The organism is Sphaerospermopsis aphanizomenoides BCCUSP55, assembly GCF_001586785.1.
Taxonomy (GTDB): Bacteria; Cyanobacteriota; Cyanobacteriia; order Cyanobacteriales; family Nostocaceae; genus Sphaerospermopsis_A; species Sphaerospermopsis_A aphanizomenoides_A.
In genome coordinates this window covers 41,403-53,272 of record NZ_LUFH02000032.1, presented here as the reverse complement: position 1 = coordinate 53,272, position 11,870 = coordinate 41,403, and the positions used below count along the sequence as shown (strand labels likewise).

Below are 11,870 nucleotides of genomic sequence, written 5' to 3'. Positions count from 1 at the left end.
ATCTAGATATAGCAAGGGTTTTGAGCCTCTATTTCCGTTTTTGCAGGGATCTCGGCTCAATCCCTGCTACAACTAACGCCCGCCAGTTATTACTAATAAAATCCAAATCAATATCACAAGGTAAATATTTAGCCCGTTTGTGTTCATTATCCAACACAAATTGCAAAGCTTCAATAACCGATTCATCCGCCGAAGTAGAGAGAATATCCAAAGACCGCACTAAACTAAATAGTGCTTTGCGGTTGACAGCATAAAACCGCCACATTAATGGTAGATAATTGTTAGTATTGTACGCCGCAATCTCATCTAATTTTTGCAGCAGTAATTCTGCACCACCATGTTCATCCAAAATTGACTGCACCTGTTCTCCAAATACCGCATTATCCTGAGTTTCTTTGGCTTGCTTGGATGCTTGTAATACTTGTCCCAATGTCGCTAACAATTCTGATGTTTCTACCAGATGTTTATCTCGTAGTTCCTGCAATCTTTGTTTAGCATTATTTTGAATTTTCAGGATACGTTTAATAAACATCTCCACCAGATAATCACGAGTTTTTATCTGTGCTTCGTACAATAGACATAATAGCAATGTTCGCCGTTTGGGTAAATTAATATCTTGAAATTCCGCAATATCTAAAGTTCTAGCGGATGCAGCAAAATGTCTAACTTTGCTAGGAGCAATATTTTCCAGAAGTCGCTTGGCATTACCAAAGGTCATGAGCATATCAAATTTGTTTTGCAGGAGTTTAATCCCACTCAATTTGGCACTTTTAGGAGGTGATTTTAGTAAATTCAGGGTGGCATTTTCATCATCTTCGTCCTCTTTGTTGGTGACTACAAGTAATTGGTCTAAATAAATCTGCTCGTTGATTGAAAGTCCCTGAGAACAAAGTGCAAATAAACGATTATTAACCATTGAACGAATGTGGCGAATTAATCGGTCAAGGGTGCTAAATGCTGGTAGTTCGTATCGTTCTTTAACTAATTCTTCAATTGCTACATTGATTAAATCCGCAGGGTGGTCTTTAATTTGGGCTGCTTGGGCAACTATTGTAGCTATTAGTCTCTGAGCGGTTTTATCATACTGTTTGACCCCTAAATACTCGCGGATAATATTTTTATAGGTATAACGCTGGCGTTCGGAGGGTGTTGCTTTTATTGAGTCTTGTAATTTTAAACACGACCGTAAATGTTTGATGACTGCTATTGGTATGAGTTCGGGTTGAGGGAAGTATCCCAGACGTTGAAAGGATTTTAACATCACCATTAACCGCAGTAATCCTTCATGACTCTTGGTTTTAGATTTGACAAATTTGATTTCTGCGGCTGTTGTTGTATACAGTTCTGCTAGTTCTTTGGGGTCAGGAAATTGTTTAAATTTGGGGTAAGCAGTACGGTCAATTGATGTCATTTAAGTGATATTTGAAGCATATATGATTGGGTGGAAATTTTGAAAATATACTGAGACTTACAACCTTCTCAGAAATTGAATATGAGTTATATATGATACCTTGACCCCTGGTAAATGTTTTTATCCCTCACTTTTCAACCAAAGAGTATTATAGCTTCTTTAGGGTACACAATTTGCCATGAGTTTGAAAGGCTGTTTTTTTGTAGAATTTTATGGTGGATAATTACCCAATGTGAGGAGATTTTATTAGTTTTTAGTTTCTGATTGGATGAGGATATTCAAGGCATGACGGGCGGCTGATTCGGCTTTTTGTGAGGTCACTTTTTGGTAACGTAATGTGGTTTGAATGCTTTCATGTCCCATTAATGAACGTAATTCTTCTATGCTGATTAATCCTACTCTTTCTGTAGCATAAGTATGCCGCAAGTCGTGAATACGAATCCCTTGAAGTTGCGGATATGTGTTGGTTATTTGTCGCCAATAATCATGTAATGTGTGATAGCTGATTCTACTGATTTTGAGGGTGACTGGATGTTGTGCTGTGAACAATGCGTTGCTAGAATTTTGGGAATGTGAGTTATTTTTGCTGGATTGTTTGTTTTGATGTCGTGAGTATTTTAAATATTTATCTAGGGATTGGGCGGCATCGTCACTATAAAAACACCATCGTTGTTTGTTGCCTTTACCTAATACTTGGAATTTCTGGTTTTTGATGTCTATGTCTGATAAGTTTAGGGCTAAAAGCTCTCCTATTCTACATCCTGTGCGATGCAATAGGTGAATTATGGCGTTCATTCTCAGGTCATCTTTTACTGCTTGATAGAGTATTGAGAGTTGTTCTGGTGTTAGGTATCTGATTGTGTTGTCGGTTTTATGTTCTCCTTTTTCTCGCTCTGGTTGACGTTGTTTTAGTCCCCGGATGGGGTTGATTTTTATATACTCTTGTTCTACTGCGAAGTTAAATAGGCTTTGCAGTATTGCTTGATGTTTGTGGTGGGTTGTGTATTTTAAATGGTTGAGGCTGTTTAGATACTCTACTAATGTTTGTTTACTGATAATTTCTATTGGCCAATTTCCATACTCTGCCAGGAATTTTAATAGGGTTAATTCGTAGGTTTCTTTGGTGCTGGGTGCTAGTCCAGTCCGTTCTAAAAATTCTTTGGCTACGGTGGCTAATGTTATGGCCGTTTTCACTGGAATTTATGTCTTTAATATCAGGTTTTTTATCTATAAATTATATATCTTTTGATGAGTTAGTTGACAGTTTTTTATGGATACTTTTAAGACCCCTCGACCTGGTGAATCTCTTGCTGCTTATGTTTTACGTCTGCGGAAGGCTCTTGGTTTGACTCAGTTTGATTTGGCGAATGCTGCTGGTATCCATTCTCGTTCTGTGGGTAAGATTGAGCGGGGTTTGACGCTTTCGATTAATCGCCGCACTCTTGGTGGGTTGGCGGTGGCTCTTGGTGTACCCCAAGAGTATTTGGATGCTGTGATTGAGGGGGAGGAAGTTTCTGCGGTTCAAGGGGTTAAGTTTTGTCCTCAATGTTGGAATCCTGGTGGTGCTGTGGATTCGATGTGGAGTGAAATCAGGGCTAGGTTTTGTTATCTATGCGGTACACCTTTGCGGGCTAGTTGTGCCAATTGTGGTGAGTTGGTGGTGTCGTTGAGGTATAAGTTTTGTCCTCTGTGTGGGAGACCTTATAAGGAGGGGGGTAGGAATTCTTGAAATCCATGCACAGTAAGCGTTTCCAGACCATCTTGCAGGTTTTTACTCGTATCTCGGCTCAATACCAAGTTGTTGCTCAGAATCTGGCATTGGGTCATCTTACCGTATTCCCAGTGCTATCTCCCCCGAAAAAAAATCGCTCTCCTACCTGTAAGGTTTGCTTTCTAAATTTGCAGAACAAACAATACATCTGTTGATAGAACTCTAGAAATCATTCAGAGCAATAACGCCAATACGCTCTTCTGATTCAACAATGTAGTTGTGACAGGAGTTACTGTGAACAAACAGTTATTACAATTTTTTCATCCAAGTTCTAATCAGCTGGAATTTGGTTCTGTGAAGTATCGCCTGATGTATCCTGAATCCGGGTTGGGTTTGACTGATAGACAAGCTGATTGGGCGATCGCACAATATTTATGTTTTTTGATGTTATTCTGGCTGTATCCTCAAGCCAACCTTGTGCCTAATAGGGTGATAGATAAAGTCTGGCATTGTCATTTACTAGATACTCAAAAGTATATGGCCGATTGCCAATTATTGTTTGGTGCTTATGTACATCATTTTCCCTTCTATGGTTTGCGGGGGACTGTTGATCAACAACAAATGTATGCTTCTTTTCTGCAAACTCAACAGTTATTTTCACAGCATTTTGGTTTAGATATAATGGAGCGATCGCAACAAGTTTTTAATACTGATATTTTACAACCTAGTGGGTGTCATTTACCACAAAATGTAGAAGAATCACGGCTGAGTGTTCCCGTTAATATTGATCAACTATTAAGCCAGTCAATTGCCTAAGTAGGTCAACCTTAAAAAAGGCAATATTCAGATCCCTGATTTCTTAAAGAAGTCGGGGATCTATAATCTGGGATGTGAGTTTTGATATCCCAGGTTTCTTGATTAATGTTATAGCCGTAGACAGAGTATTTAGGACATCAATTGTTAGCACAGCTTGGCGTAAGCCATTCATGAAAGTCTTGCTAAAATAGGTTTTTAGTCCTGACTCCTGACTCCTGACTCCTGACTCCTGACTCCTGCTATAACTATTAGTTTTTGCATTTCTGCTGCTTTCTGACGCATCCCTAATTGCGTAAAGCTTTTTTTTGCTAATGTTGCCCAATGAGTAGATTCTTCTAAATTACCTCTTGTTTTCTCTAATAAAGCATAGGAACGTTGACAGAAGGCTATACACCGACTATCTCCATAATGCTGTGCTGTAGGTAAACTTTTTTCTAGCCAATTTTGCGCTTCTGTTAATTCTCCTTGTTGAATGGCTACTTGTGCTAACCAATCTTGAATGTAAGTAATTGCCCGTTCCCAGTGAATCTCTTCAGCCTGATTTAATGCTGTATGATACAATTCTTTTGCGGTTCCATAAATACCTGTATGGAGATAAATTTGGGCTTCATAGTAATTTATCAGCAAGGATGTACGGAGATGCAATAATTGTTGATTTGTATCTTGTTTGAGTAGGTCTTTCCCTTGTTCTAACCTTTGATTTGCTTGCTCAAATTCCTGTTCATCAATGTGTAGAGCTACAAAATTAATCAATATCTTAAATTTAAAATTGACATCTTGATATTCTTGTAAATCCCAAGCTTGTTCTAATAGAGTTTTTGCTTCCTTGCGTTCTGCTGGCTCATCAATTAAGGCTAATGTCTGACTTTTATCTAACAAAGATTCTGCTAAAGTTACGTAATCTTCTTGCTGTTTTGCAGTAGCAATTAACCAATCTATCCATGATAGTCTTTCTTCCCAATAACCTTGAAAGCGAGTATAGCCTTTGAGTAGTTGCCATAACTGTTTAAAGCTATCATATTCTCCTTCATCAATGCAGTATTCAACGACTGCTCGCAGATTTATCCATTCGGTTTCTAGTAATCGGCACATCTGCCATTCTTGCCAATCTTCATGTTGATATTGTGTCAGCAATTGTAGATACCAATTTATCCATCTTTGCCGTGCTGACTGTTCAAAATTGGTGTGATTATTCAGTTGAGCGATCGCACAATCACGAGTTAATGATAACATTCCATAGCGTCCATGAGGATATGGTTTCGCTAAAGATAATCTGACCAGACGTGCTATATCACTGGGGAGGTTGCTGTAGTGTAAACTATCAAAAGCCACAAAGGCGATCGCCTCACGAGATACAGGGCTAGGAAATAATGCCAGTGCCATGAGCAAATAATAACTATTTTGTTCATTTATTAGTGCAAATGACCCTTGAAAGCAGAGATGAACTAAGTTACTATTTGGTTGTGTTAAGTTTGCAAGAACATCCCTGACTAAATAACCTTCTGCTAGTTGACTAATAGCAGCTACAATTGCTAGGGGTACACCTGCGGTTTTCTGACAAAGTTTGAGAATTTCATCTTGGTTTAAGTTGACATTTTTTTCCTTTGCTAGTTGTTGAATTAGATAGATTGATTTATCATCTGCTAAAGGTTCTAAATTAATTGGTACTCCCCATTGAATTTGTTCCCGACTGGTAATTATTACTTTGACAGTTGCAGGTAATTCATATAAAAAAGCGAGAATGGCTTCTATATCCTCAACAGTTTCTAAATTATCTACTAACAATAAAGTATGCTGAAAACTCAAAGCATATAAGAGAAAATCTATCTGTTCATGGAGATGCAGAGGTAAATCATCCAGACAACCCAAAGCAAGGGCGATCGCCCTAATAATATCTGCAATAGTTTGTATTTTCTGATAACGTGGTAAAATGCCCCTACCTGTCAATCTCTGCGGTTGGGCGGAAGTAAAAATAATCTGATCAAATAGGGGTTGATTTTCCTCTGTTTCCTCAGCAGTGTGTAAAAATTGATAAGCCGCTTCTAGCACCAATGCAGTTTTGCCTAATCCCCCACTACCTACTACACTTATGCGCTGGTTAGCTTGTGGTGTAGATAAGAGTTTGCTGATTTTATCTAATTCCCCATCCCTACCTACAAACTCAGTATAATCACGAACGGGCAGACTTTCTAAATATCGCTGCTTTTGGTTACCATCCAATTCTCTTTTCTGAATTAGTCGCATCTGTTCTGACTGATGCTGTTCATCAGTATTTGGGGAATCATATTTTTTTAAATATTCTTCATAGGTGCAATTAAACAAAGTACGACATAAGCCATTAATTACCCAGTATTGTGCATTTTCCTGATTTTTATACTGTAACTTGCGAATAGTTTCTTCACTGGGAGGATTGTAACCGTTGCGTTCTACCCAAGCTTGAGCAAAACAACCCCAAGATATACCTCTACCGTATTCAAACTGACTTTTCAATTGAGTAGCGATCGCTTGCTTGAGTTCTGGGGAAACAGGTTTAGGATTCATCTCTTTGTGAGGATGATGTAATACGATCCGCGAAATTCCATCAATTACCCAGTATTGACAGTTGCTAGGTGTGTTGGAATGTAACAAATCTAAAATCTCTTTTTCCGCAGGAGGTTTACCTAATTTCTGTTCCCATTTACACCAATATGCTATCAAGTCTGCAATTTTATTTCCGAACTGTTTCTCAAATGCCTTTTGTAACTTTTGTTTTTCTCCTCGATTAACACGTATAGGGCGATCACTCCTCTCAAAATTCTGCAACTCAGGTGGTACGGACATAAATTAATTTAATTGTTAAGACTAGATAGATAACAAAAATCAAGCGTTTTCAAAAAAAATACGCCGAATGTCGCTATTTCTTTAATTTAGAGCTATTTGGGGATGAATAGGTCATTTTTCCGGATCATTTTATAACGTTGGTTTGAAGTTTGTTTTGAGTTGGTTTACCAAGGTATCACCAGTAAAAATATTGATGTAAAAATTGAGAGCGGGTAATCAAAGCCACGTCAGGAGAGGAATTTATGAAATACGAGTATAACGTGCAAATAGTTGATTTTGAACAAGTTAATACACAGTGTAACGCTTTAGGACAGCAAGGTTGGGATTTAGTAACAGCTTATCCCTCTGCCAGAGCAAATTGCTGTAATCAAGCTGTACCTACTATTGTCCTCATTTTTCGGAGAAACGCATGATGTGGGTGCATAGAAAATCTCAGCCGCAACATCCAGGACAACCTCTGCAAAGTCAGGCATTCCGGGAGTTTACTAACTCTCTAGAACGGATTCCCTTATTAGCTCATCATCCTGCCTGTCGTCACCACCACAATCATATTATTTACGTGGGTAAAGTACCTCTGTGTTTGGGATGTACCATGATTACTTGCGGGTTAGCTGTAGGTATTGCCTTACTCCCACACTTAGGAATAATTACGCGCTTACCTTACTACGTTTTGTTGACATTGGGTGTTATCCTCTACATTCCCGCTATTCTGCAAATTTGGATTCAGAAAAAAACCTATAAAATGTTCGCTAGATTTTTACTGGGTATAGCGATCGCTTTTTTAGTTTATGCAGGTTTATGGTTAACACCTTTTTCTTTGCTAGGTGTGATTTTGAGAATTGGGTTTCTTACCTTCTTTGGATTGGTTTGGAGATTAACCTTAAAAGTCCGGTCTACTTATTCTAAATCACCCTGTCAAAATTGCCCTGATGGTAGATTTCCTGTTTGTTCTTACACTATGCACCGTGTTCCTAAATTAGCTCGGAAATATTTTGCTAAATCTGATGGTAGTGACTCAGAAGCAGATGAATTTGTCAAAGCATTGTTATCAGTTTATCAGTAAGTATTTAGCCGTCAGCAGTCAGATAAAAGCTTTAAAAACTGAAATACAAAGCAGGAGAAAAATTAAAAGATAAATACCGATGAGCTATACATTTATTTATGGTGAAGACTATGGTCACTTAAATGAATTTTCTGGTGAAATATTAGATAGTAATATTAGCATCTGGACTGGAAGATTAGGCATCCCAGGTACATCTTCACTTGAAGCTGTTCAGCTTTCGCTCTATTTAGATGGACAGTTAGAACAGAACACAAATATTTTTAGAGGAAAATTTATTGATTTTAAAATTGATGTCACAAACCATAAGATTTATTCATGGAAATATCAAATTTCACAAGGAAGGTGTGATTATGTTTATATTTTGAGGTGGAGTTTAAAGTAATTTTCATTGAATAACCACGCCAAAGACGGAAGTTAAAATTTGCTCAGATTTCCAAATAACAAGAATTGGAGCTTTCAATAAAATGCGAAAAATTATCTTATCTACACTATTAACCTGCTCAGTTATTACTTCAGGTTTTATCTATGATAAAACAGCTATTGTTAATAGTAAATCCGCTAATTGTGTTTTAGTTAGAGGTGAACCTTCTTACGAATATGAAAATCCCATATCTGTTGGTAGAAAAATTGAACATCCTATCAGTTGGGTTTATTTATCTTCTTCTGGAGAACGGGAGCTTACTTGTGAGATAGTAGATAGCAGTGCAACAACTTGGACTGGAAAACTAGCTATTCCAGATAATTCTAATATGGAAATGGTTCAGCTTTCAATTTATTTAGACGGTAACTTAGAGCAAAAAATTAGTATTTTTAGGGGTAATGTTACTGAATTAAATATAGATGTAGGCAATCATAAAAATGTATCCTTTAATTACAAAGTCAAGCAAGGTAATGGGAATCATCTTTATTTTCTTAAGTGGGATTTAAATTAGAATTTCTTGGATTCAGGTATCAAATAATTTAAAGATAATAAGTTCAAATCAAAGAGGATACACCTATGAACCCAGAAGGCAAAAAAACACTTAACACAGGTGCAAATATAGATAAACGAATTCAAAAATCAATAGAAGCTAGAGATCAAACTAATGCTTCCCAAAGTGGACAGACATCAAAAACTAAATCTGCTCAAAATCAAGAAACCCTGCAAGAGAAAATAGCGCGTATCAAGTCGCAAGCAAAGCTAAATGCACTGAAACAGCAACATCCTCATCTATTCCCAAATACGCAGACTCCAAATAGTCCATCGGCATCTTCTGAACCTTCTCCCAATTAAGTTCCTCTCTTTAGGACTAAGAATAAATTTTGGAGGCATTAAAGTTTTAAATATGGAAAGATTTCTGTTTTGGGTATTTGCTTTAATCTTCAAAATCTACTTTCAGATTTTGGGTTTACTTTTTGGGTGGATACTCAAAATTAGTAGATGGATATTTCATGAGCTATTTAAAAGTGTAGGTGCTTCTGTAAACAGTAAAAATCTTTTGATTCTTGGTCCCGGAGAGTCATTAAAGCCTTCTGTGAGATATAAAGAACTATTTGATTACTCACAAACCGCCAGCCAAAAGGAGGTTTGTACTTTGTTTACAGGTAACTTGAAAAATGGAGATTTTTGGCTAGGAAGATATGTAAACTTTCGTGGTAGCAGAGCATCTATTTCTGCGGATATTTGGCTTCCCAATGATTTTTTGCATCAGCATATTTTGATTGTTGGTGCAACTGGCTCTGGGAAAACAGAGTTATTGTTAAAATCAGCACAGAACTTGATGTTAAAGGGCAACTTGGTTTGTGTTGATGCTGCTGGTTTTTTAGGAGATAGATTTGCTGGTTTGGCACAAAGCGCGGGATCAAAGTTGGTCTGTTGGGATTTAAGTACAACTCGTAATCGAGTAGTTTGGAATTTTTTGGAGGAATTGGAAAAATTTGGTAGAGAAAAAGAAATTAGAGCGATAGCAGAGGCTATCTATGGTAACTACAACGATACAGACCATAACGCCGCATTTTGGAAGCGCGATATTATGTGGTTGACAGCTATTCTTGGTGTAGTTGTTGAAGCAAGAAAACAAAAGTTGATCCTATTAAACCCCAGTGATTTAGCTGATTTAATCACAGATAGAAATGCTGTTCAGACATTGTTAAGTAATTTACCAAATGCGTTGAGTCAGTGGGGTTCTGATTTGTTTTCTTATATGAACCTTCCTGATGACCGATTTGGTATGGATATCAGTTTTTTACAAAATAAATTAAGTCCTTTCAAAGACCCAAATGTTAGAGCAATTTGTGATGGAGCTAGTGGTATTTTTTTACTGCCAGCTTTAAATGGTACTTCCAGACATACTTTGGTGATTGGTCAATCCTTGGCAGATGGTAAGTTTGGCTCATGTTTAGCCGCTGTGATGATTAGTTATGTAATGAATGTTATGTATCGTCGCATGAACAATCCTAAACATAACTGGACTCCTACTTATATTATCTGTGATGAAGCTCCTCGTCTCAAAAATCTTGATTATGAAGAGTTAACCGCCATTGGACGTAATGCTAAAGCTAGTGTTTTTTTGATGTGTCAATCTATTGATCAATTTCCTGAAAAAACAATCGCAGCACTAAACAACTGCCGAACACAAATCTTTTTACAAGGAGTGAGTCACAAAACAGCAGATTGGTTGAGTAGACAGTTAGGCGAATATGAAAGACAGGTGATGAGTATGTCTTTTCAAGGAGCATTTGGTCCTAGTCCTGCTAATCAAAGAAATCTTAGTTATGAACGGATACCTGTTTTGGGTGTGAGAGAGGTTAGTAGCCGACCTTTAGGTGTTCTACCCAGTGGATTGAGTGCCATTATTCGGGTTAATACTGCCAGTAGTCCTACCACTAAACCTTTTTTAACTGATTATTCCAATTAAGGTGTAAACCCATGAAATTCTTGATTTTTCCAAACATCTTCTGGGAGTCACATTATTCCCAAATCACGGAAATTAAAATTTTCTTAAACAACTTTAGGTTGTACGTTACGTATAAATACGGTTAAATAGCACCCGGGTCTAAAGATTTGCCAGCAAGTAACAAAATTTATGTATATTTTAGTGACTACAATCTGGCGTTATTTCTGTGTAGTTGCATAAGTTTATGTAAATTCCAATCAAATAGTTAATTTATCTAAGTCCATTTACTAGCAATGTAATGTTACAAAACAATGCAAGACTCAATTTTATGTTTTAAAAATTTACGTAATCTTTATGTGATTAGTAACAGCCTAACTGTGTATTATTACAAGTATAGTGAAAGGTAAGAACTGTGGGAGTAGTTTATATAGGCGATCGCGCTACTGGCAAGACACACTTAGCAATGGAGTTGGCTAACCCAAAAAATGAGTATGTCAAGGTTATTAACCAGGACTACGATTTTCTGAAATCCAATCTTATGTTTGATGAAGTTTCTGGCAAGATTGCCCAAACAGAAGTCATCTTAGATCGGTTCTTAGATATTGAAGTCCGACTACCCACAGGCAATAAACAAGTCCTTGTAGATTGGATAGATACACCAGGGGAAGTATGGAGAAAAAGTTGGCAACAGGATAACCCGACTGAGTGGAACAGATTTTTGCAAACTATCCGCGAAAGTGAAGGAATTTTACTCATCCTCCCACCTCATCGGGGGTTAAATTTTCAGCCCAGTATAGATGTAGATCAATTTATGAGTCAACAACAATGGTGTAATAGGTTTGATCGCTGGGTAGATTTTTTCCGCCAAGATTGTCCCAAAGCTAGACATATAGTTATTTGTTTGAATAAGGCGGATATGTTTTGCAATTTATCCAAAGAAGCATCAACTTTAGGTTACAACCCTAATGGCGCTCAAATGAATTGGCAACAACGCCATTTATATAGTCTGCAACGTTATTTCCGGCCTATTCAATCCCAGTTAGAACAAATTAATAAAAGTGTTTCTGGTTTATCAGTTCGTTGTTTTATTACATCTATTCATAATCGTTCTTTATTAGAATTGCCTTGGATTTATCTCGGTAGTTTCTTAGCTAAATAGTGAGGATAAAACAA

General features: G+C 37.2%; 12 protein-coding genes. 9 read left to right on the top strand and 3 right to left on the bottom strand.

What is annotated here, in order from left to right:
• Window positions 1–28: 28 nt before the first annotated feature.
• Both A0J48_RS10375 and A0J48_RS10370 read right to left on the bottom strand, forming a co-directional pair.
• Window positions 29–1,411 carry a DUF4158 domain-containing protein gene (locus A0J48_RS10375; RefSeq protein ID WP_200322819.1) on the bottom strand — a complete coding sequence of 461 codons (1,383 nt, stop codon included), beginning with the start codon at window positions 1,409–1,411 and terminating at the stop codon, window positions 29–31.
• Between the two features lie 246 nt (window positions 1,412–1,657).
• Complete coding sequence (locus A0J48_RS10370) at window positions 1,658–2,605, bottom strand: tyrosine-type recombinase/integrase (RefSeq protein WP_200322817.1); 948 nt, start codon at window positions 2,603–2,605, stop codon at window positions 1,658–1,660.
• A gap of 76 nt (window positions 2,606–2,681) precedes the next feature.
• Between A0J48_RS10370 and A0J48_RS10365 the strand changes: the two genes are divergently transcribed.
• Window positions 2,682–3,140, top strand: a complete 459-nt coding sequence (locus tag A0J48_RS10365) for a double zinc ribbon domain-containing protein (protein WP_200322815.1) — start codon at window positions 2,682–2,684, stop codon at window positions 3,138–3,140.
• Between the two features lie 276 nt (window positions 3,141–3,416).
• Window positions 3,417–3,938, top strand: coding sequence for a glycine-rich domain-containing protein (locus A0J48_RS10360; RefSeq protein ID WP_200322813.1), 522 nt, complete (start codon window positions 3,417–3,419; stop codon window positions 3,936–3,938).
• A gap of 195 nt (window positions 3,939–4,133) precedes the next feature.
• Here A0J48_RS10360 and A0J48_RS10355 read toward each other — a convergent pair whose 3' ends face one another.
• Window positions 4,134–6,758 (bottom strand): ATP-binding protein, encoded by a 2,625-nt coding sequence (locus A0J48_RS10355; RefSeq protein ID WP_200322811.1) that lies wholly within the window; start codon window positions 6,756–6,758, stop codon window positions 4,134–4,136.
• A 242-nt stretch (window positions 6,759–7,000) separates the two neighbouring features.
• Between A0J48_RS10355 and A0J48_RS10350 the strand changes: the two genes are divergently transcribed.
• From A0J48_RS10350 to A0J48_RS10320, 7 genes are all read left to right on the top strand, one after another.
• Window positions 7,001–7,171 carry a DUF4177 domain-containing protein gene (locus tag A0J48_RS10350; protein WP_200322809.1) on the top strand — a complete coding sequence of 57 codons (171 nt, stop codon included), beginning with the start codon at window positions 7,001–7,003 and terminating at the stop codon, window positions 7,169–7,171.
• Complete coding sequence (locus A0J48_RS10345) at window positions 7,168–7,821, top strand: hypothetical protein (protein ID WP_200322808.1); 654 nt, start codon at window positions 7,168–7,170, stop codon at window positions 7,819–7,821. The genes A0J48_RS10350 and A0J48_RS10345 overlap by 4 nt, the downstream gene beginning before the upstream one ends.
• Before the next feature lie 79 nt (window positions 7,822–7,900).
• Window positions 7,901–8,203 (top strand): hypothetical protein, encoded by a 303-nt coding sequence (locus A0J48_RS10340; protein WP_200322806.1) that lies wholly within the window; start codon window positions 7,901–7,903, stop codon window positions 8,201–8,203.
• A gap of 82 nt (window positions 8,204–8,285) precedes the next feature.
• The gene (locus tag A0J48_RS10335; protein WP_200322804.1) at window positions 8,286–8,753 is read left to right on the top strand and encodes a hypothetical protein; all 468 of its coding nucleotides are present in this window, start codon (window positions 8,286–8,288) and stop codon (window positions 8,751–8,753) included.
• Between the two features lie 65 nt (window positions 8,754–8,818).
• Window positions 8,819–9,094: a hypothetical protein gene (locus tag A0J48_RS10330; protein WP_200322802.1), complete on the top strand. Its 276-nt coding sequence runs from the start codon at window positions 8,819–8,821 to the stop codon at window positions 9,092–9,094.
• Between the two features lie 52 nt (window positions 9,095–9,146).
• Window positions 9,147–10,718 (top strand): type IV secretory system conjugative DNA transfer family protein, encoded by a 1,572-nt coding sequence (locus tag A0J48_RS10325; protein WP_200322800.1) that lies wholly within the window; start codon window positions 9,147–9,149, stop codon window positions 10,716–10,718.
• A 391-nt stretch (window positions 10,719–11,109) separates the two neighbouring features.
• Complete coding sequence (locus tag A0J48_RS10320; protein ID WP_200322797.1) at window positions 11,110–11,856, top strand: hypothetical protein; 747 nt, start codon at window positions 11,110–11,112, stop codon at window positions 11,854–11,856.
• Window positions 11,857–11,870: the final 14 nt, after the last annotated feature.